The 19,444-nt window shown below is 68.1% G+C and carries 21 protein-coding genes; 9 read left to right on the top strand and 12 right to left on the bottom strand.

Annotated elements, in window-relative coordinates; genetic code table 11:
• The first annotated feature begins 30 nt into the window (after nt 1-30).
• The gene (locus tag H074_RS00565) at nt 31-579 is read left to right on the top strand and encodes a snapalysin family zinc-dependent metalloprotease (protein WP_007028059.1); all 549 of its coding nucleotides are present in this window, start codon (nt 31-33) and stop codon (nt 577-579) included.
• A gap of 106 nt (nt 580-685) precedes the next feature.
• Here the strand turns inward: H074_RS00565 and H074_RS00560 are convergent, their stop codons facing one another.
• From H074_RS00560 to H074_RS00520, 9 genes are all read right to left on the bottom strand, one after another.
• Complete coding sequence (locus tag H074_RS00560; protein ID WP_007028058.1) at nt 686-1,267, bottom strand: response regulator; 582 nt, start codon at nt 1,265-1,267, stop codon at nt 686-688.
• Nucleotides 1,268-1,324: 57 nt separating this feature from the next.
• On the bottom strand, nt 1,325-2,737 hold the full coding sequence (locus H074_RS00555; RefSeq protein WP_007028057.1) for a beta-N-acetylhexosaminidase: 1,413 nt from the start codon (nt 2,735-2,737) through the stop codon (nt 1,325-1,327).
• A 1-nt stretch (nt 2,738) separates the two neighbouring features.
• Complete coding sequence (locus H074_RS00550; RefSeq protein ID WP_007028056.1) at nt 2,739-3,605, bottom strand: carbohydrate ABC transporter permease; 867 nt, start codon at nt 3,603-3,605, stop codon at nt 2,739-2,741.
• The gene (locus tag H074_RS00545) at nt 3,596-4,555 is read right to left on the bottom strand and encodes a carbohydrate ABC transporter permease (protein WP_007028055.1); all 960 of its coding nucleotides are present in this window, start codon (nt 4,553-4,555) and stop codon (nt 3,596-3,598) included. Before H074_RS00545 ends, H074_RS00550 begins: the two co-directional genes overlap by 10 nt.
• A complete protein-coding gene (locus H074_RS00540) occupies nt 4,556-5,839 on the bottom strand; it encodes an extracellular solute-binding protein (protein WP_007028054.1) in 1,284 nt (427 codons plus the stop codon).
• Nucleotides 5,840-5,851: 12 nt separating this feature from the next.
• The gene (locus H074_RS00535) at nt 5,852-6,982 is read right to left on the bottom strand and encodes a lactonase family protein (RefSeq protein WP_007028053.1); all 1,131 of its coding nucleotides are present in this window, start codon (nt 6,980-6,982) and stop codon (nt 5,852-5,854) included.
• Between the two features lie 26 nt (nt 6,983-7,008).
• Complete coding sequence (locus H074_RS00530; protein ID WP_007028052.1) at nt 7,009-8,397, bottom strand: GntP family permease; 1,389 nt, start codon at nt 8,395-8,397, stop codon at nt 7,009-7,011.
• Nucleotides 8,394-9,989 (bottom strand): N-acyl-D-amino-acid deacylase family protein, encoded by a 1,596-nt coding sequence (locus tag H074_RS00525; protein ID WP_007028051.1) that lies wholly within the window; start codon nt 9,987-9,989, stop codon nt 8,394-8,396. Before H074_RS00525 ends, H074_RS00530 begins: the two co-directional genes overlap by 4 nt.
• 208 nt (nt 9,990-10,197) lie before the next feature.
• A complete protein-coding gene (locus H074_RS00520) occupies nt 10,198-11,502 on the bottom strand; it encodes an amino acid deaminase (RefSeq protein WP_007028050.1) in 1,305 nt (434 codons plus the stop codon).
• Nucleotides 11,503-11,771: 269 nt separating this feature from the next.
• Between H074_RS00520 and H074_RS00515 the strand changes: the two genes are divergently transcribed.
• Genes H074_RS00515 through H074_RS00505 form a run of 3 tightly spaced genes read left to right on the top strand, consistent with a single transcriptional unit; the run spans nt 11,772 to nt 13,890 of the window.
• The gene (locus tag H074_RS00515; protein WP_083920358.1) at nt 11,772-12,749 is read left to right on the top strand and encodes a sugar kinase; all 978 of its coding nucleotides are present in this window, start codon (nt 11,772-11,774) and stop codon (nt 12,747-12,749) included.
• Complete coding sequence (locus H074_RS00510) at nt 12,746-13,510, top strand: IclR family transcriptional regulator (RefSeq protein ID WP_007028048.1); 765 nt, start codon at nt 12,746-12,748, stop codon at nt 13,508-13,510. Before H074_RS00515 ends, H074_RS00510 begins: the two co-directional genes overlap by 4 nt.
• Nucleotides 13,507-13,890, top strand: coding sequence for a RidA family protein (locus H074_RS00505; RefSeq protein WP_007028047.1), 384 nt, complete (start codon nt 13,507-13,509; stop codon nt 13,888-13,890). Before H074_RS00510 ends, H074_RS00505 begins: the two co-directional genes overlap by 4 nt.
• Nucleotides 13,891-13,946: 56 nt before the next feature.
• On the opposite strand, the gene H074_RS00500 is transcribed toward H074_RS00505, so the two are convergent.
• From H074_RS00500 to H074_RS00490, 3 genes are all read right to left on the bottom strand, one after another.
• Nucleotides 13,947-14,942, bottom strand: coding sequence for a 1-aminocyclopropane-1-carboxylate deaminase (locus tag H074_RS00500; RefSeq protein ID WP_007028046.1), 996 nt, complete (start codon nt 14,940-14,942; stop codon nt 13,947-13,949).
• Nucleotides 14,939-15,577 (bottom strand): GntR family transcriptional regulator, encoded by a 639-nt coding sequence (locus H074_RS00495; RefSeq protein ID WP_007028045.1) that lies wholly within the window; start codon nt 15,575-15,577, stop codon nt 14,939-14,941. Before H074_RS00495 ends, H074_RS00500 begins: the two co-directional genes overlap by 4 nt.
• 112 nt (nt 15,578-15,689) lie before the next feature.
• The gene (locus H074_RS00490) at nt 15,690-16,049 is read right to left on the bottom strand and encodes a DUF1844 domain-containing protein (protein ID WP_005163289.1); all 360 of its coding nucleotides are present in this window, start codon (nt 16,047-16,049) and stop codon (nt 15,690-15,692) included.
• A gap of 267 nt (nt 16,050-16,316) precedes the next feature.
• On the opposite strand from H074_RS00490, the gene infC reads away from it, so the two are divergent.
• The 5 genes from infC to H074_RS00465 all read left to right on the top strand — a co-directional run bounded on the left by infC (nt 16,317) and on the right by H074_RS00465 (nt 19,295).
• Nucleotides 16,317-16,892: a translation initiation factor IF-3 gene (infC, locus tag H074_RS00485; protein ID WP_051071860.1), complete on the top strand. Its 576-nt coding sequence runs from the start codon at nt 16,317-16,319 to the stop codon at nt 16,890-16,892.
• A gap of 70 nt (nt 16,893-16,962) precedes the next feature.
• The gene (gene rpmI / locus H074_RS00480) at nt 16,963-17,157 is read left to right on the top strand and encodes a 50S ribosomal protein L35 (RefSeq protein ID WP_007028043.1); all 195 of its coding nucleotides are present in this window, start codon (nt 16,963-16,965) and stop codon (nt 17,155-17,157) included.
• A 62-nt stretch (nt 17,158-17,219) separates the two neighbouring features.
• Nucleotides 17,220-17,597, top strand: coding sequence for a 50S ribosomal protein L20 (gene rplT / locus H074_RS00475; protein WP_005163284.1), 378 nt, complete (start codon nt 17,220-17,222; stop codon nt 17,595-17,597).
• Nucleotides 17,594-18,424, top strand: a complete 831-nt coding sequence (locus tag H074_RS00470) for a TrmH family RNA methyltransferase (protein ID WP_083920357.1) — start codon at nt 17,594-17,596, stop codon at nt 18,422-18,424. The genes rplT and H074_RS00470 overlap by 4 nt, the downstream gene beginning before the upstream one ends.
• 112 nt (nt 18,425-18,536) lie before the next feature.
• Nucleotides 18,537-19,295 (top strand): DUF6159 family protein, encoded by a 759-nt coding sequence (locus H074_RS00465; RefSeq protein WP_007028041.1) that lies wholly within the window; start codon nt 18,537-18,539, stop codon nt 19,293-19,295.
• Nucleotides 19,296-19,444: the final 149 nt, after the last annotated feature.

Here is a 19,444-nt window from a genome sequence, read left to right as displayed (position 1 = left end):
CATTCCGTTGTCCTCACAAGGAGTGGGTCCATGGCAAGGAAGTTCTTCGTCTCCGCGTCCGTGAGCTTGGCGCTGCTGGCCGTCCCGGTCACCGCGGGCCAGGCCACGGCGGCGGTCCAGCCTGCTCAGAAGGCCGCGGCGGTGACCACGGTCTACTACGACGCCTCGAGCGCGCCCAGCTTCCGGGCCGCCATCCAGGCGGGCGTGGCGAACTGGAACAACTCGGTGTCCAACGTGAAGCTGCAGGAGAGCTCGTCGGGCGCCACCCTGCGCTACACCGAAGGCAACGACCCCTCGGGTTCGTACGCCGAGACCGACGGCCACGGCCGCGGCACCATCTTCATCGACTACACGCAGGCGCAGCAGTACAACCAGACGCGGATCGCCGCGCACGAGACCGGCCACGCGCTCGGCCTGCCGGACAACTACCAGGGTCCGTGCTCCGAACTGATGTCCGGTGGCGGCCCCGGCCCGTCCTGCACCAACGCGACGCCGAACGCCCAGGAGATCTCGCGGGTGAACTCGCTGTGGGCCAACGGGCTCGTCGCGGCGGGCGCCATCCAGCGCATCTACAACTGACGCTCTAGGTACGTGAAGGCCCCCTTTATTGCGCTAGACGCAGTGAAGGGGGCCTTCACGTACTTCAGGCGACCTGAGCGGCGGAACGTGGTGGGGCTGCCGGTGCTCATTCGAGGGTGCGGTCCCCTGACCACTCGATGGTCAGGGGAGCCGACGTGTCGCCGGTGAGCTGCCGCAGCTGGGTCATGGCCCGGTCCAACTGCTCCGCCAGACGCGGGATCGTGCTCGATGGGAGATAAGCCTCGGCGCCGGCGTCGAGCAGGCGGCGCACCGGGCCCTCGTATTTGACCCCGAGTTCGGCGTCTTCGATCTCCGTGATCACGATCCGGGCCTTCGGGTACAGAGCCCGGAAGTTCCCGATCAGCTGCGGGCTGGCCGGCGGCACCAGCAGGACGTCGACGGTCGGGGGCGCCGAGTGCAGGTCCAGGACGATGTAGCCGGGGCCGAGCCGCTCGGACAACGAGTCACGCGCCGACGCCGACAACTTCATGGCGGTGGCCACGACCGTGACGTCTTCGGAGTCCGTCGAAGAGACCTGTTCTTCTTGAACAGTGCCGGAAATCGTCCCGATCGTCTCGCCGTTCCGGGTGATGAGCACGTGTTCGCCGGGGCGGAGGGTGTCGATGAGCGCTACGAGTTCTTCAGGAAGCTGGGTGGCGTCGACCCACCGCTCGGACTGATCACTCATAAGGACATGATGGCCCCCTTCCTCACATCAGGTGCGAGGAAGGGGGCCATCATGGATCTACTTCTGCCGCGGCCGTCCGGGAACACCGGGCCGCGTCTGCCAGGGGTGCGGCCCGTCGAGCGGCCGGTACTCGACGCCCAGCGCGTCCAGCCGGAGCAGGTGGTGGTCCCGCAAACGCGGCAGGAACTCCGCGTAATCGCGTCCCTCGGGGTCGCTCCACGCCACCTCGGCGAAAGCGCACAGCCGCGGGAAGACGACGTAGTCCACCCGCCGCACGGTGTCGAGGTGCTCCGACCACACCTGCGCCTGCGCGCCGAGAATCGTCTTCCCCTCGGGGAAATCGGCGGGCACCGGCTCGTAGCCGTAGAAGCTCTCCAACGTGCTCAGGTAGCCGACGGGGATCGGTTCGTCGGGGTGATCGGACTGCCGGTGGTCCAGATACACGTGGTCCTCAGGGCACATGACGACGTCATGCCCAGCGGCCGCCGCGCGAGCACCCGCCGCCTCGCTCTGCCACGAGCCGATGACCATCGGCGGCAGGTCACCCGCTTCGAGCACCTCGTCCCAGCCGAGCGGACGACGTCCTCGTTCGATCAGGTGCTGGGCGATCTCGCGGACGAACCAGCCGTGTTCCTCGGTCGCGCCGGGAACCTCGTCACCGCCGAGCGCGATGACCTCCGACGGGAAGATGTCCAGCACGTGGTCGAAAATGCGCTTGAAGAAATCCACAGTGGACTTCTCCGTGTTCAACAGCGACGTGCTGATGCCCCAGCTCGTCCATACTTCCCACGGTTCGGCGGTTTCCGGGCCGAGCTCGGGGTACGCGGCGATCGCGGCCCGCGCGTGGCCGGGGATGTCGACCTCCGGGACGACCGTCACCGAACGCGCGGCGGCGTACGCGACGATCTCACGGAGATCGTCGGCCGAGTAGAACCCGCCGTGCGGTCGTCCGTCGCGTTCCGGCCCGTCGTGCCGGCCGACCATGGACGACTTCCGCCAGCCGCCGACCTCGGTCAGCTTGGGGAACTCGGGGATCTCGATCCGCCAGCCCTGGTCGTCGGTCAGATGGAGATTGAGCACGTTGAGCTTGTGCGCGGCGATCAGGTCGATGAACCGCAGTACCTCGGCCTTGGTCCGGAAATGCCTCGCCACGTCCAGTAGACAGCCGCGCCAGCCGAACCGCGGGTGGTCGGTCACCACGCCGCACGGGATCGTCTGCTGTCCACTGTGGATGGACGTCGCCCGGAACGCGTCCGGCCCGATGAGCTGCCGGAGTGTCTGGCGGCCGTAGAACTCGCCGGCCGCGTCGGCCGCGTGCAGGGTCACGCCGGACGGATCGATCTCCAGCCGGTAGCCCTCGGCGGGCAGCCCGGCGTCGATGCGTACGTCCACTTCGGACGGTACGGGACACTGCCCCGGCAGCGGTTCCACCGATACGGGACGGGGGAGCAGAGTTTCGAAACCAGGCATGTCAGCCCTTCACCGCGCCGCCCATGACGGACACGAGTCGTCGTTGCACGAGGATGAAGAACACCAGCACCGGGATGGTCATCAGGGTCGAGCCAGCCATCACCGCGCCCCAGTCGGTGTCCTCCGGTTTGAAGAACACCAGGATCGCCAGCGGGAGCGTCTGATTCTCGGTGTTGGAGATGATGAACGTCTTCGCGAACAGGAAGTCGTTCCAGGCGTGGATGAACGCCAGCACGCTGATCGCCACCAGCCCGGGCGCCACCAGCGGGAAGAGGATCTGCCAGGTGAACCGCAGGCGGCTCGCCCCGTCGATCTTCGACGCCTCTTCCAGTTCCTGCGGCACCGCGGCGACGAAGCCGCGCAGCATCCAGATCGCGAACGGCAGACTGAAGGCCAGGTGCACCAGGATCAGCGAGCCGAGGTGGTTGGTGCCGAACGCCGGCGCGACGTCGCCGACCGACCGCATCAGGAAGAACAACGGGATGGTCAGCGCCTCGACCGGCACCATCTGCGCCACCAGCACCATCACCAGCAGCACGGTCTTGCCCTTGAAGTTGAACCGGGTCAGCGCGACCGCGGAAAGGAACGAGAGCAGCAGCGACAACGCCACCACCACGACGGCCACGATCACGCTGTTCAGGAAGAACATCGCGAAGCCCTCGCCGCCGAGCACCCGTTCGAAGTGCTCCAGGGTCGGTGTCAGCGTCCAGGGGCGGGGGTTCTCCGCCTGGATCTGCCCGGTGGGCTTGAACGCCGAAAGCACCATCCAGTACACCGGGAACGCGACCATCCCCGCGATCACCACGCAGACGATCTCGGCGATCAGCCTGCCGGGCTTCTGAACTCGACGGCCTGCGGTCACACCCATCCGGCGCTCCGGCGTTGCGACCGGACGTACAACCCGGTGATGGACAGCAGCAGCAAGGTCATCACGACTCCGAGCGCCGCGCCGAGACCGTATTCCTGTCCGGCGAAGGCCTGTTGATAGGCGAAGACGTTGAGCACGAGGTTGCGCCCGGCCACGCCGCCGCCGTTGGTCATCACGTAGATCTGGGTGAAGATCTTGAAATCCCAGATGATCGACTGGATCGTGGCGATGGTCAGCAGCGGCCGCACCATCGGCAGCGTGATCGACCACGTGGTGCGCCAGGTCGACGCGCCGTCGAGGTACGCGGCCTCGATGACCTCTTCCGGCACGCCCTTGAGCCCCGCGTACATCGTCACCATGACGAACGGGAACGAACACCAGATGACCTCGGCGGCCACCAGACCGAACGTGCTGTAGGTGTCGAAGGTCCAGGAGTGATTCGCCATCCCGGTGAACCCGAGACCCGAGAGCACCTCGTTCACCAGGCCGAAGTCGGCGTCGAACAGGAACAGCCAGACGTACGAGCCCGCCATGGCCGGCGTCGCCCACGCGGCGAGCGCGGCCAGGAACAGCGGGACCCGTGCCCACGCGCGGACCCGGGTCGCCAGCACGGCCAGCCCCGTCCCGAGCGCGAGACTGCCGACGACGCACACCGCGGTGAAGCCGAGGGTCTTGGCCAGCACCTCCCAGAATTGGAGGTTCTCCAGCAGTTCGACGTAGTTCCCGAAGCCGAGGAACACCAGCGGCGCGTTGCCGACCGCCTGCGGCTGACCGTAGTCGTAGAAAGAGATCAGGACGAGCTGGTAGATCGGGTACACCAGCATCGCGAGCAGCAGGATGCCACCGGGCGCCAGGTAGAGCAGGGCGGCCCGCCCGTCCCGGCGACGGCGGGGCGACCGCCGTGCCGGGACGGCCGGAGCCGTGGTGCGGGGAATGTCTTTCGTGACCACTTAGCCGAACGCCTTGTTCATCTCGGCGGCCGCGGCGGTCAGCGCGGCCGCGGGGTCCTTGCCGCCGGTCGCGATCTGCTGGATCGCGGTGGGCAGCACGTTCTGCGCGTCGATCTTCGACCACGCCGCGGTGGCGGGGACGAACTTCGTGCCCGCGGTGAGCGTGTCGACGAACGGCTTGACCGACGGGTCGCTCGCGGCGAGCTTCTGCTGGACGCTGCCGAGGGTGGGCAGGTTGCCCATGGCGACGTACATCTTCTCCTGGTACTTGGCGCCACCGAGCAGCTGGGTGAACTCGACCGCGAGGCTCTTGCGCTTGGTCGCGTTGAACACGCCGAGCAGGTTGCCGCCCGCGAACGCCGGGGCGATCTTGCCCACCTCGGTGCCCGGGATCGGCATGATCGCGTACTTGCCCTTCACCTGGCCGGCTTCGACGGCCTTGCGGTTGAAGTCACCGCCGATCGACATACCGGCCTTGCCGCCCGCGAACGCCGTGATGCTCTGCGTCCCGGTGAGGTTGGCACACTGTTCTGGCGGGCAGATGTCCGCCTTCAGCAGGTTCGCGTACGCCGTCACGCCTGCCTTGGCCTGTTCGGAGTCCACAGAGGACTTCCACTTGCCGCCGTCCTGCTTCGCGATCTCGCCGCCGTGCGCCCACAGGAACGGCAGCATCGCGTAGGTGTACTTGCCACCGACGGAGATGCCGTACAGCTCCGGCTTCTTCGCGCGGATCGTCCTCGCGGTCTCGGTCAGTTCCGCCAGCGTCGTCGGCGGCTTGAGGCCGAGTTCGGCGAAGAGGTCCGTCCGGTAGTACAACGCGCGGATGCCGGTGAACCACGGAAGGCCGTAGGTCTTGCCGCCGGACTTCGCGGTCTCCAGGACCGCGGGCAGGATGTCGGCCCCTTCCTTCCACGACGAGAGATCGCCGGTGAGGTCGGCCAGCGCACCCGTGGCGGCGTAGCTGGAGACGTCGGTGTTGCCGAACTCGGCGACGTCCGGCGCGCTGGCCGGATCGTTGAAGGCGCCGGAAAACTTGTCGGCGCGGCCTTCCACCGGGATCCACTGGACGTCGACCTCGACGCCGGAGTGCGCCGCCTTGAACTCGGCGATGGCCTCCTTGACGGCGGCCTCCTTGGGCGCGCGGTTGGCCTCGTCGAACAGCCAGACCCGGACCGTGCCGGACTTCTCGTCACCGCCGCTCGCGGCGGGGGTGTTCTGGGCGGGCGCGCAGCCCGCGACGAGGCCGACCGCCGCGAGGCCCGCGATGAGGACGCGAGTTCTCATGGGATTTGCTCCTTATGCGAAGAAGACGGAATTGACCTGGGGGAGCGCCAGCTTTCCGGCGACGGCCCCAGGGAGGCCGGTGCCGGGATCGCGCGGCAGCCAGCTGAGCGTGCCGGACTTGTCGCTCGAGACGTAGAACCAGCGCTCGGTCGGGTCGAGTGTGATGTGCCGCGGGTAGACGCCGCCGACGGGCGCGTTGTTCAGCAATTTCAAGGACTTCCCGTCCTCGCCGACGCCGAACGACGCGATCGTGTCGGAACCGCGCACGGACGCGTAGACGAACCTGCCGTCCTTGGACGTGGTGATCTCGCCCGGGTACTGCGCGCCGGGCGTGCCCGCCGGGACGGCCGGGACCACCTGTCCGGCGGCGAGCTTCCCGGTGGCCGGGTCCCACGCCGCGACGGTCACCTCGGCACGCAACTCGCCGAGGATGTACGCGTACCTGCCGTTCGGGTGGAACGTCAGATGCCTGGGCCCGGCGCCCGACGGGAGCTTCAGCTGCTGGTTCAGCTTGAGTTTCCCGGTCGCGGTGTCGAGTTTGTAGACGTAGACCGAGTCCGCGCCGAGGTCGACCGAGAGCACCCACTTGCCGGTGGGATCGTTGACCACCTGGTGCGCGTGCGCGTCCCGTTCGGCGCCCTTGTGCTGGGCCAGATCGACGACGTCGCCGAGTTTCCCGCCCGCGAGGATCGGGAGGACGACGACGCTGCCGCTGCTGTAGTTCGCGGCCAGCACGTACTTCTGGCTCGAGTGGACGCTCAGATGCGTCGGGTGCTGACCCTTCGCCGACTTCTTGTTGAGCAGCTTGGGTTTCGTCGGATCGGCCAGGCTGAACGCGGAGATCTGGCCGTTCTCGTCCTCATTGGTCACGTAGAGCGTCTTGCGGTCGGCGCTGATGTCGAACCAGGAAGCGTTGCTGACTCCCGGAATCGTCCGGTCGACGACCACGGCGTTCGTGGTCGCGTCCCGGTGAGCGACATCGAGTCCGTGCCCGGAACTGGTGTAGCTGCTGACGTAGATGGCTCCGGTTCCCTTCGGTCCGCAGGTCTGTTCGGAGGCGTTCGCGAGGTGGGAACCGAGAACGGTGGTGAGTCCAGCCGCTCCGACGGCGCCGAGGAAGGTGCGTCGATCGAGTCCGGTCATCGTGATCTCTCCCAGTCGTCGGTGGTTTAAACCACTGCCATGAGCAATGCTGCCACGCCGAAACCGGAAACGGAAAGGACGGTTTCCAATACGGTCCAGGTTTTCAGGGTCTGCGGCACGGTCATGTTGAAGTACCGCGAGATGATCCAGAAACCGCCGTCGTTCACGTGGGAGGCGATGATCGATCCGGCCGAAATCGCGACGACCAGCAGCGCGAGCTGCATTTGCGAGTAGCCGAGAGTCGCCACCGTCGGCGCGACGATGCCACTCGTGGTGACGATCGCGACGGTGGCCGAACCCTGTGCGATGCGCATGCCGCAACTGATCACGTACGCCGCCAGGATGACCGGGAGACCGGCGTTGTCCAGCGATCCCGCGACGGCCTTGCCGATCCCCGTGGCGGCCAGCACGGCGCCGAAGAACGCGCCCGCGCCGACCACGAGCAGAATCATCGCGACGGGGCGCAGCGATTTCGCCGAAAGCTCGCTCAAGTCCTTGCCCGTCAAGCTCCGGCGAAGGCCCAGTAGCCACGACGCCAGCAGCACCGAGATCGTCAGCGCGACCGCGGGGGTACCGATGAACGCGGCGACACCGGCGAGCGCGGAGTTCTTGGGCAGCCAGATGCTGCCGAAGGTCCCGGCGAGGATCAGCACCAAGGGGACGGCGATGATCGACACCACGAGGCCCAGTGATGGCGGGTTCGTCTCCTTTTCGCCTGCTTCTTCCGCGATCAGGAACTCCGCGGGGACCGGTACGTCGACGCGTTTGCCGATCCAGGTCGAATACAGCACACCGCCGATGAGGAACGCGGGGATGCCGCAGACCAGGCCCATCAGGATGATCCAGCCGAGTTCCACGTGCAGCAGACCGGCAGCGGCCACCGGACCGGGATGCGGCGGGAGGAACGCGTGCGTGATGGAAAGACCGGCGAGCAACGGCAACGCGTACAGCACGAGCGAACGGCCGCCCTGTTTGGCGGCGACGTAGACCAGCGGCGCCAGCACGAAGATGCCGATGTCGAAGAAGACCGGGATACCGAAGACGAAGCCCGCGAGGCCCATCGCCAGCGGGGCCCGCTTCTCGCCGATGGCCCGCAGCAGCGCGCTGGTGAGCACCTTCGCCCCACCCGAACGCTCCAAAATGGACCCGAGGATGGTGCCGAGCCCGATGATCGCGGCGATATGGCCGAGGATGCCGCCGAATCCCTTTTCCAGCAGGGAGTCCGACGCCTTCTGCGCGGAGCCGACGATCTGGACCACCGGCAGGCCCGCGGCCAGCGCGGTCAGCAGGCCGACCACGATCAGCGCGATGAAGGGCTCGAGCTTGACCTTGATGATGAGCAGCAGCAAGATCGCGATCGAGACGGCGGCGAGGGTCAGGAGACCTCCCGTCGAATGTTGGAGCCAGTCGATCATCGGGCACTCCCGGGGTTCCGCAGTGAATGGCCGGCGAGGGCGCCGGTCGGTTGACCATCGTCGATGGCGGCGACACCGTTGACGAAGACATAGGGGATACCGGCGGCCTGCTGCCGCGGCTCGTCGAACGTGGCGGTGTCGGCGACGGTTTCCGGGTCGAACAGCACGAGGTCCGCCGCGTAGCCGGCGCGGACGAGACCCCGGTCGGTCAGCCGCAGGCGTTCCGCCGCGCGGCCGGTGAGGTGGGCGACGCATTCGGCGAGCTCGAGGACGCCGAGTTCGCGGACGTAGCGCGCGAGGTAACGCGGGAACGTGCCCCAGGCGCGGGGATGCGGCCGTGCGCCGACGAGCAGGCCGTCGCTGCCGCCGGTGTGCGTGCGGTGCCGCATGATCGCCTGGACGTTCTCCTCGTGCCCGACGTGCATCAGGCAGGACGTGCCGAGCTTTTCCGAGATCAGGACGTCGAAATACAGCTCGGCCGCCGGTTTTCCGGCAAGCCGCGCCGAAGCGGCGACGGAATGCCCGACGAGGTGGGAGTTCTCGTCCCGGCGGACACCGTTGATCTCGATGGCCTCCCAGTCGATCGGCACCCCGTGCGCGCCATCGGATCCGGTCTCCTCGATCTCTGCGCGGATCCGCTCGCGGGTGTCCACATCGGACAGCCGGGCCAGCGTGGCGTCGAGGCCGCCTTCGGTGGACCAGCTCGGCAGCAACGCGGAAAGGTACGTGGCGCCGGGCAGGTAGGGATAGGTGTCCAGCGTGATGTCGCAGCCGTCGTCGAGCGCCCGGTCGAGCAGCTCCAGCAGATTCGATGCCTTGCCCTTGTTCACCGAGAAGTTCATCGTGGCGTGCGCGAGGTGCAGCGGGCAGCCCGAACGGCGGGAGACGTCGACCATCTCGCCGAACGCCTCGAGCGCGCCCTTGCCGTAGCTGCGGTGGTGCGGGCTGTAGAAGCCGCCGTTCTCCCCGACGACCTCGCACAGCTCGACGAGTTCTTCGGTGGTGGCGTACATGCCCGGCGTGTAGGTGAGCCCGGACGACATGCCCATCGCGCCCTCGGCCAGCCCGGTCGCGATGAGTTCCTTCATCGCGTTCATCTCGGCTTCGGTCGCGGGCCGGTCTTCCCAGCCGACGGTGAGCATGCGGACGGTGCCCTGCGGCACCAGGTAGGCCGCGTTGACCGCGATCCCGGCGTCGAGCCGGTCGAGGTACTCGCCGACGGAACGCCAGTTCCAGTCGAATCCGGCCGGATCGTCGTTCCACCCGGCGAGCTGCTGGCGCAGCGCCGCGAGGACGTCGTCGTTCACGGGCGCGTAGGAGAGCCCGTCCTGCCCGAGCACCTCGGTCGTGACGCCCTGGGAGAGCTTCGCGAGGTGGTCCGGATTGGCGAGCAGCTGGAGGTCGGAATGGGAATGCATGTCGATGAACCCGGGCGCGAGCACGAGTCCTTCGGCGTCGATGGTGCGGCGGCCCGCGAGCGAGCCGGGTTCGGCGACACTGGTGATACGGCCGTCGGAGATGCCCACGTCGTGCCTGGTGAGCGGATCTCCGGTGCCGTCGGCGACCAGTGCCGAGCGGACGACGATGTCCATGGTGATTCTTCCTCTGCGGCGGTGGAGGACGGATCAGGGTGTGTTGGCGGAGCTGAAGATCGATCTGTACAGGTGACCGAACGTGTGAACCCGCCCCGGCCGAAGGCCCCGCTATCGCGGTGGCAGGGCGCCGTATCCGCATCCGTGATGTGGATGATCAGGCAGCGCCCTGCCGACGTCGATCGCGGTCGCGGGTTCACCAGGGAACTCAGAAATGGGTGCGGACGAAATCGAGCACGGTCTCGCCGTCGGGGCCGACGACCGGGATCAGGGGCCACTTGTCGAAGACGGTGCAGGGATGGGACAGCCCGAGGGCGATCCAGTCCCCGACCTCGACCGGTGACGACGCGGGCAGGGTGAGAAAGGCGTGCTGGTCGTTCATCTTCTGGATGGAATGACCTTCGAGCGCGGACGCCTGCCCGTCGCCCTTGCGGATGAGGCGCGGCTCGGGCATGCCTTCGTCGAACGAGGCGTCCCGTTTGCCGATGGTGAGCAGCGCGAGTTCGTCCGTCGGCTTCGACGTGACCTGTGCCCAGGCGCGCAGCGCGGAACGGAACGAGGCGACCCCGTCGATGCGCGGCTGCTCGCCGAGCGGGGAGATCACGCGGTAGAAGCCGTCGTCGTGGGTGACGTAAGCGCCGCTGCGCAGGATCGGCAGGACGTCCAGGCCGCCCCAGTCCTTGGTGAGTTCGTCGGCGACGCGATCGAAGTACGCGCTGCCACCGCCGGTCACGATGATCTGGCCGGCCTCGTCGAGCAGGCCCTTGGCGTCGAAGGCGAAGACGAGTTCGCGCAGACCGTCCACATAGGAGCTGATCAGCTGGAGCGACTTTTCGTCCGTGTGGTGGGAAAGCGCGCCTTCGTAGCCGCCGGATCCGCGCATGCGGAGAGCCGGGCTCGCGTGCGCGGCCTCGGCGACGGCGAGCGCGGTCCCGGTGTCGCGGACACCGGTGCGGCCGCCTTCGGCGCCGAGTTCGACGAGCACGTCCACCTTGCGGCGGGCGCCGCTCAGGGCTTCGGTCATCAGCTCGACACCGCGGACCGAGTCGACCCAGCAGACGAACTCGAAGTCGTCGTCGGCGTCGAGTTCGGCGGCGAGCCACTTCAGGCCCGAGGGGTCGAGCAGCTGGTTCGCCAGCAGGATCCGGGAGACCCCGAACGCCCGGTAGATCCGCAGGTGTCCGGCGTTCGCGCAGGTGATGCCCCACGAGCCGTGCTTCAGCTGCCGCTCGAACAGCTGCGGCGCCATCGTCGTCTTGCCGTGCGGGGCCAGCGCGACACCACGCGTGGCGCACCAGTCCGCCATCGTGCGGAGGTTGTGTTCTACGGCCTCTTCGTCGAGAACGACGAACGGGCCGAGGAAGCCGTCTTCGAACAGCTTCGCGCCGCGGGCGGCGGCTTCGCCGATCGTGAGACCCGACAGCGAAGGCGCGACCGAGCGGAAGCGCCAGTCGACGCGCTCCTCCCGGACGGCCGCGACCGCGGCGGAATCGATGGTGCCGGCTTCGAACATGAGGTTCACCTCGGTTGCGTATGTTGCAACGGACGTTGCGCATATTGCGTGGGATAGGTGTAGCATCCGGTCCGCTGGAGGTCAACGGCGTGACGATGAGGAGACGCGGAAGTGACAGGTGAGCCTCGGCCGCCCGGGAATCTTTTGATCTTTTGGGGTCGCGCCCTTTTGGCCGGAGGCCCCGCCATCGCGATGGCAGGGCGCTTTACGGTCGTGAAGCGAAATGAATCCTTGACGTACGCCCTGGCAGCGGGATGGCGGTCGGCGCGATGAAGAGCACTGACGTTATTTGCATCGGGGAGTCGATGGCCTTGTTCGTACCGGCCGAAACAGGGCCGCCCGACGAGGTGCGTAAGTGGGTGCGAAGCATCGGCGGAGCCGAATCGAACGTTGCCTGCCATCTCCCCGCGCTGGGGTTCACCAGCGCCTGGGTGAGTGCCGTCGGCGACGATCCGTTCGGCCGCGCGCTGGTGCGCGAGATCGGTGAAGCGGGGGTGGACGTCAGCGCGGTCGTGGTCGATCCGACGCGTCCGACCGGGCTCTACATCAAGGAAAGCGGAGCGGACGGCAGCCCCGTGCGCTACTACCGCAAGGGTTCGGCCGCTTCCGGAATGGACGCCGGATTGCTGGGGAAGCTCGATCTCGACGGGGCGCGCGTAATCCACCTGTCCGGGATCACGCCCGCGCTGTCGGACGGCTGTCTCGACCTGGTGCGGGCACTGATGGAACGACCGCGCGGCGACACACTGGTGTCGTTCGACGTGAACTTCCGGCCCGCGCTGTGGGCCGGGCGCGACCCGTCGGTGCTGGCCGGGCTGGCCGCCCGCGCCGACATCGTGCTGGCGGGCGAGGACGAGGCCGAGCGAGTGTGGGGGACCGGTGACCCGGAACGGCTGCGCGTCGCGGTGCCAGGGCCGAAGACGCTGGTCGTCAAGCACGGTGCACGCGGGGTGACGTTGATCGACGGCGACAGGGCACCACTGTTCTCGCCGGCGCTCCAGGTCGACGTCGTGGAGCCGGTCGGCGCCGGTGACGCGTTCGCGGCCGGATTCCTCGCCGCCACCCTGCGCGGCGACGACCCCGCGACCCGGCTGCGACGCGGTCATCTGCAGGCCGCGGCCACCCTGCTGACCCACGACGACGTGGGCACACCGCTGCCCGAATCCGTCGTCGAAGCGCTCCTCGGGGCGGATGAGGCAGCATGGGCGGCGGCCAAGCTGACGGACAAGGGATTGGTGGGCGGATGAGCCAGAGCCTGGACAGGGCGCTCACGCTGCTGGGCGGGCTCGCCCGCGAGCCGAAGACGCTGGATCAGCTCGCCGAGGAGATCGGCGTGCACAAGTCGACCGTCCTGCGCCTGCTGCGCACCCTGGAGACGCATCACTTCGTCCGCAGGGAAGGGCAGCGGCACTACCGGCTGGGCAGTGCGCTCTTCGACCTCGCCCAGCAGGCGCTGGAGGACCGCGACGTCCGCCGCACCGCGCAATCCGCGCTCGCCGGGCTCAACGCGCGCACCGGGCACACCGTGCACCTCGCGTCCTATGAGGACGGAGAGGTCGTCTACATCGACAAGTTCGAGGGCAGGCACTCGGTGCGGATGTACTCCCGCATCGGGAAACGCGCCCCGTTGCACTGCACCGCCGTCGGCAAGGTGCTCGTCGCGGCGATGACGCCGGAGAAGCAGGCGGACGTGGTCTCGAGGATCGACTTCTTCGTCCGCACCCCGAACACGATCACCACACCCGAGGCCTACCAGAAAGAACTCGCGCTCGTCGCCGACCGCGGCTACGCGGTGGACAACGCCGAACACGAGGACTTCATCCACTGCATCGCCGCGCCGGTCCGCGGCCCGGGCGGCGTCGTGCTGGCCGCCGCGTCGATGTCGGTGCCGAAGGTGCTGCTGGACTACGACGGCCTGATGGGGCTCGTGCCCGAACTCGTCGCCGCCGCCGAAGAAGCTTCCGTCCACAGTGGATGGACGGGGAACCGAAAGGGGAAGTTGGAATGAGCAAGACCGCGATCAGCACGGAGAACGCGCCGAAGCCGGTGGCCGCGTTCTCGCAGGCGGTCCGCAAGGGCAACATCCTGCAGGTGGCCGGCCAGGTCGCCTTCGACCCGGCCACCGGCGCCATCGTCGGCGAGACCGTCGGCGAGCAGACCGAGCAGACCTTCAAGAACATCGAAGCGGTGCTCGAGGCCGCCGGTTCGAGCCTGGCCGACGCGCTGATGGTGCGTGTCTACCTGACCGACGTCGACCACTTCGGCGCGTTCAACGAGGTCTACAACAAGCTGATCGGCGAGGCGCCGCACCCGGCCCGCACCACCGTGTACGTCGGCCTGCCCGCCGGGCTGCTGGTGGAGATCGACGTCCTGGCCGTGACGGACTAGTCGCGCGCCTCGTGAGTGGTAAGGACGGTTCTAACGGTCCTTACCACTCACGAGGGCTAGAGCACGCTCGTGTACCCGTTCAGCGCGGGCTGCCCGCCCAGGTGCGCGAAGAGCACGTTCGAGTCCCGCGCGACCTCACCGCGCGAAACGAGGTCGATCAGCCCCGCCATGGACTTGCCCTCGTACACCGGATCGGTGAGCACTCCCTCCAGCCGCGCCAGCGTCCGGATCGCGTCCAGAGTGGACTCGTCCGGGATGCCGTATATCCCGGCGTGGTAGCGCTCGTCCAGTTCGACCTCGCCGATCTCCCCGGCGCCGATCAGTTCCGCGGTCGCGCGGGCGATGCGGGTGATCTGGTCACGCGTCTCCGCCGGTTTCGCCGACCCGTCGACGCCGAGGATCCGTCGCGGCTTCCCGGAAAGCGCGGCCCCGGCGACCATCCCGGCCTGCGTGCTGCCGGTGACCGAGCAGACGACCACCGTGTCGAAGAAGACGCCGAGTTCGGCCTCCTGCGCTTCGAGTTCGACGATCCAGTTCGCGAAACCGAGCCCGCCGAGGCGGTGGTCCGAACCGCCCGCCGGGATCGCGTACGGCTTCCCGCCGCCGGCTTCGATCTCCTTGACCGCGTTCTCCCAGCTCTCCTTGAAGCCGACGCCGAACCCGGCCTCGACCATCCGGATGTCCGCGCCGAGGATGCGCGAGAGCTGGATGTTGCCTACCTTGTCGTACAGCGGGTCGTTCCAGTCGACCCAGCTCTCCTGCACCAGCACGGCCTTGAGGCCGGCCCGCGCGGCGGCCGCGGCGACCTGGCGGGTGTGGTTCGACTGCACGCCGCCGATCGAGATCAGCGTGTCCGCGCCCGAGGCCAGCGCGTCGGCGACCAGGTATTCGAGCTTCCGGGTCTTGTTGCCGCCGAACGCGATCCCGGAGTTGACGTCCTCGCGTTTCGCCCAGACCTTCGCGCCGCCGAGATGGGCGGTGAGCCGCTCGAGCGGGTGGACGGGGGAGGGGCCGAACAGCAGCGGGTAGCGGGGGAAATCGGCGAGGGTCATGGCGTCTCCAGGAGGGCTTCGAGTTCGGTCCAGATCGTGGCGGTGATCGCGCAGGCCGCGTCGACGTCGCCGGCTTCGATGGCGTCGGCCAGCTCCGCGTGGCGCTGGACCGATCGGTGGGCGGGCAGGGAGCCGAAGCGGGCGTATTCGAGACGTCGCAGCAGCGGCGTGTAGCGGGCCAGCGTCGCGGTGATCGCCCGGTTGCGCGCGGCGGCCACCGGGACGTCGTGGAGTTCGTCGTCGGCGGCGATCGCGGCCGCGATGTCCCCGGCGGCGATCGCGTCGGCGAACCGGGTGTTGGCCGCGCGCATCGCGGCGACCTCCACCGGTCCCATTCGCGGCGCGCCCGCCCGGACAGCGAACTCGTGCAGCGTGCGGACCAGCTGCAGGGCGTCACGGACGTCGTCGGGAACGAACCCCGCCACGCGCGTGTAGCTCTGCGGCTTCGACTCGACGAGGCCGTCCTCGCTGAGCCGCAGCAGTGCCTGGCGCACCGGCGCCCTCGACAGGCCCAGCTGATCGGCGAGGTCGCCGTCGCGCAAGTTCGTCCCCGGCGGCAACGTCCCGTCGATGATCGCCCGCCGGATGCTCTCGTAGGCCTCGTCCCTGAGGAGGGACCTCGGCACCTTCGCCAACCCACTCACATCTGAAATGTTAGTTGACGGAGAGGTGGAAGTACATGAAGGCCCCCTTCCTGTACCTAGGCGCAAGGAAGGGGGCCTTCATGTACTTCGGAGGAAACGAGGCCTAGTAGACGGGCCCCGTGTACTTCTCGCCCGGCCCCTGGCCGGGAGCGTCCGGCACGGCCGAAGCCTCGCGGAACGCTTTCTGCAGAGACTGCAGGCCGTCACGCAACGGGCCCGCGTGCAGGCCGAGGTACTCAGCCGAGGCGGTGACCAGCCCGGCGAGGGCGGTGATCAGGCGGCGGGCCTCGTCGAGGTCGCGGTGCGGTGAGCTGGCCGGGTCCTCGTCCGCGAGGCCGAGGCGTTCGGCGCCGGCGGAGAGCAGCATGACGGCCGCCCTGCTGATCACCTCGACGCTCGGGATGTCCTCCAGGTCGCGGACGTCCGGGGAATACGGGGGTTGCTGAACGGGTTCATCTGACACGTCTGGTACCCTTCCACGAGCGACCAGCCCCCGAGTGATCGGGGGCGGCAAGTGGAGCCCCGCTCCCACCCGTGTCACCGCCGTAGCATCAGGTGTCCGGGTCCGGTCTCGCCGAGACGATTTCGGGCGTCGAGGCGGTGTGTTCGATTCTGGAGATCGAACACGATCGGAAGAGTGGGCCCCGCGTACCGCACGGTACCGGGGCCTTAGGTATGTGGGCACCAGGTCGAAACGGTAGAAGAATTTACCTCGGACCAAGGAGGCCCCATCAGCTCCGAGACACGCATCAACGACCGAATCCGGGTACCGGAGGTCCGCCTCGTCGGGCCGGCCGGTGAACAGGTCGGCATCGTCCGGATCGAAGATGCGCTGCGGCTGGCACAGGAGAACGATCTCGATCTGGTCGAGGTCGCTCCGCAGGCACGCCCGCCCGTATGCAAGCTCATGGACTTCGGCAAGTTCAAGTACGAGAGCGCGCAGAAGGCCCGCGAGTCCCGCCGCAACCAGCAGCTCACAGTCATCAAAGAGCAGAAGCTTCGGCCGAAGATCGATCAGCACGACTACGAGACCAAGAAGGGTCACGTGTCGCGCTTCCTGGCGGCAGGCAACAAGGTCAAGGTCACGATCATGTTCCGCGGTCGCGAGCAGTCCCGGCCGGAACTCGGTTTCCGCCTGCTGCAGAAGCTCGCCGACGAGGTGACCGAACTCGGGTTCGTCGAGTCGTCGCCGAAGCAGGACGGTCGCAACATGATCATGGTGTTGGCCCCGCACAAGAACGTGAAGCCGCAGAAGGCCGCGAAGGCAGCCAAGGACGAGTCGTCCGAGCCGCCCGCCGACGCGTAGCGCCGACCAGCACATGTCAGCGGCACACCGGGGAAAGCCGGTGTGCCGCCGCACGAAAGAGGACAACGTAATGCCGAAGATGAAGACGCACAGCGGGACGTCCAAGCGTGTCCGCGTCACGGGTTCGGGCAAGCTGCGCCGCCAGAAGGCCGGCCGTCGCCACCTGATGGAGAAGAAGTCCAACAGGCTCACCCGCCGCCTCGAAGGCACGACCGAGATCGCCAAGAACGACGTCGGCCGCGTCAAGCGCCTTCTCGGCCGCTGACACCCCCGCACTTGTAAACCCCGGGCGCGCCCGCCGCGCCCCCAGATCGACAGGATGGACCAGTGGCACGCGTCAAGAGGGCGGTCAACGCCCAGAAGAAGCGTCGCGCGACTCTCGAGCTCGCCAGCGGCTACCGCGGCCAGCGTTCGCGGCTGTACCGCAAGGCGAAGGAGCAGACGCTTCACTCGCTGAACTACGCCTACCGGGACCGTCGTGCCCGCAAGGGTGACTTCCGCCAGCTGTGGATCACCCGTATCAACGCCGCGGCCCGCGCCAACGGCGTGACCTACAACCGGTTCATCCAGGGCCTCAAGGCCGCGGGTGTCGAGGTCGACCGCAAGATCCTCGCGGACCTCGCGGTCAACGACGCCGCCGCGTTCACCGCGCTGGCCGAGCTGGCCAAGGCGAACGTGAACACCGAAGAGAAGAAGTCGGCCTGACCGGCCACAGCGCTCTTCCACAACCCGGGGCGGCTCCGTTCACCGAACGGACGCCCCGGGTTGTTGCTGCGCGCAAGCTCACCCGCCGGTCCGAGCGCGAGAAGACCGGCCGGTTCCTCGCCGAGGGCGCGAACGCGGTCGAAGCCGCGCTCGAAGACGGCGGCACGGTGTACGAACTGTTCGTGACCGAGCGCGCCGCCGCGCAGCACGAGCGCCTGCTCGTCGCCGCGCGTGAGGCGGGCGTCCCCGTCTCGCCGATCACCGACCGCGCCGCCGACGGGCTGTCCGAGACCGTGACACCGCAAGGCATCGTCGCGGTCTGCGCACTCGTCGACCGTCCACAGGAGACGGTCCTGAAGCCGGGCGCGAAGCTCGTCGTCGTCCTCGTCGACGTCGCAGACCCCGGCAACGCGGGCACCGTGATCCGGGTCGCGGACGCCGCCGGCGCCGACGCGGTCGTCCTCGCCGGGGACAGCGTCGACCCGCACAACGGCAAATGCGTCCGCGCGGCCGCCGGCAGCCTGTTCCACCCCGCCATCACCCGGATCCGGGACGTCGACGCGGCCTTGAAGGCCTGCTCCGCCGCCGGACTCCGCACCATCGGCGCACACGGCTACGCCGACACCGAACTCGATCAGGTGGCTTTCGACGAGCCCACCGCGTGGGTGTTCGGCAACGAGGCGCACGGATTGCGCCACGACGTCCTGGAGACGGTCGACCTCGCGGTCAAGATTCCGATGTACGGCCGGGCGGAGAGCCTGAACCTCGCGACGGCCGCGGCGATCTGCGTGTACACCAACGCGATGGCGTCCCGTACCGCTCGCTAAGCTGCGGTTTCACCAATTCCGTTGATTCACTGGGGGAATCATGGGGCGTATCGCCCGTTCCTTTGCCTTGTTCGGTGCTTCTTGGCGAGTTCTGCGCTCCCGCAAGGAACTCATGCTCTTCCCGGTGCTCGCCGCCGTCGCCGGCCTGCTGGTCGCCGCGGTGTTCCTCGGCTCCGGGTACTGGATCTCCCACACCGAGATCGCCGACCACTCCCGGCTGGCGCCCGGTTCCTACGTGATGCTCGGGCTGTTCTACCTCGCGGCCGCGTTCGTCACCGTGTTCTTCAACGCCGCCCTCATCTCGCAGGCCGACGTCGCGCTGCGCGGTGACGACCCCCGCGTGGCCGCCGGGCTGGCCGAGGCCGGACGTCGCTGGCTGCCCCTGCTGGGCTGGTCGGCGGTGACGGCGACGGTCACCTTGATCCTCCGGGAGATCGAGCAGCGGTTCGGGTTCATCGGCCTCATCGTCGGCAGACTGGCCGGAGCCGCCTGGAACCTGATCACGTACCTGGTCCTGCCGGTGATGATGATCGAGGACGCCGGCGTCCGGCGTGGGGCCAAGCGTTCGGCCGAGCTGCTCAAGCGGACCTGGGGCGAGCAAGCGGCCGGACGGCTCGGTATCGGGCTGGTCGGGTTCCTGCTGGCGCTGGCCGGGTTCGTCGTCTTCATGGGCGCGGGTTTCCTGCTCGGCGGCACCATCACGATCTTCGTCGCCATCGGGATTTCACTCGTGTGGGGGTTTTTGGTCTCCATCCTCTGCACGACGCTGTCCGGGATCTACCAGACCGCGTTGTACCGCTACGCCGCCGACGGAATCGTCCCGGAGGAGTTCGGCAAGGTGGACTTCGAGGGCGCTTTCGCCGGGCGCTGAGCCGGAAATCGATGGCCTCGGTGCCCGTGGCCACGTAGAGTCGCGGGCAGCACGCCGTTCGCACACGACACCAAGGGAGCTCTCATGGAACGCAGTGTTCGTTCCAGCACCTTGTTTACGGCGTAGAGCGCGTTTTTCGCCCTCCCGAG

Source organism: Amycolatopsis decaplanina DSM 44594 (genome assembly GCF_000342005.1).
Lineage (GTDB): Bacteria > Actinomycetota > Actinomycetes > Mycobacteriales > Pseudonocardiaceae > Amycolatopsis > Amycolatopsis decaplanina.
This window is presented reverse-complemented; position numbering and strand designations above follow the sequence as displayed.

Excerpts from the sequence above, each read along its gene's own strand:
- H074_RS00565 (WP_007028059.1), top strand. The coding sequence starts at position 31 with ATGGCAAGGAAGTTCTTCGTCTCCGCGTCCGTGAGCTTGGCGCTGCTG.
- H074_RS00560 (WP_007028058.1), bottom strand. The coding sequence starts at position 1,267 with ATGAGTGATCAGTCCGAGCGGTGGGTCGACGCCACCCAGCTTCCTGAA.
- H074_RS00555 (WP_007028057.1), bottom strand. The coding sequence starts at position 2,737 with ATGCCTGGTTTCGAAACTCTGCTCCCCCGTCCCGTATCGGTGGAACCG.
- H074_RS00550 (WP_007028056.1), bottom strand. The coding sequence starts at position 3,605 with ATGGGTGTGACCGCAGGCCGTCGAGTTCAGAAGCCCGGCAGGCTGATC.
- H074_RS00540 (WP_007028054.1), bottom strand. The coding sequence starts at position 5,839 with ATGAGAACTCGCGTCCTCATCGCGGGCCTCGCGGCGGTCGGCCTCGTC.
- H074_RS00535 (WP_007028053.1), bottom strand. The coding sequence starts at position 6,982 with ATGACCGGACTCGATCGACGCACCTTCCTCGGCGCCGTCGGAGCGGCT.
- H074_RS00530 (WP_007028052.1), bottom strand. The coding sequence starts at position 8,397 with ATGATCGACTGGCTCCAACATTCGACGGGAGGTCTCCTGACCCTCGCC.
- H074_RS00525 (WP_007028051.1), bottom strand. The coding sequence starts at position 9,989 with ATGGACATCGTCGTCCGCTCGGCACTGGTCGCCGACGGCACCGGAGAT.
- H074_RS00520 (WP_007028050.1), bottom strand. The coding sequence starts at position 11,502 with ATGTTCGAAGCCGGCACCATCGATTCCGCCGCGGTCGCGGCCGTCCGG.
- H074_RS00515 (WP_083920358.1), top strand. The coding sequence starts at position 11,772 with ATGAAGAGCACTGACGTTATTTGCATCGGGGAGTCGATGGCCTTGTTC.
- H074_RS00510 (WP_007028048.1), top strand. The coding sequence starts at position 12,746 with ATGAGCCAGAGCCTGGACAGGGCGCTCACGCTGCTGGGCGGGCTCGCC.
- H074_RS00505 (WP_007028047.1), top strand. The coding sequence starts at position 13,507 with ATGAGCAAGACCGCGATCAGCACGGAGAACGCGCCGAAGCCGGTGGCC.
- H074_RS00500 (WP_007028046.1), bottom strand. The coding sequence starts at position 14,942 with ATGACCCTCGCCGATTTCCCCCGCTACCCGCTGCTGTTCGGCCCCTCC.
- rpmI (WP_007028043.1), top strand. The coding sequence starts at position 16,963 with ATGCCGAAGATGAAGACGCACAGCGGGACGTCCAAGCGTGTCCGCGTC.
- H074_RS00465 (WP_007028041.1), top strand. The coding sequence starts at position 18,537 with ATGCTCTTCCCGGTGCTCGCCGCCGTCGCCGGCCTGCTGGTCGCCGCG.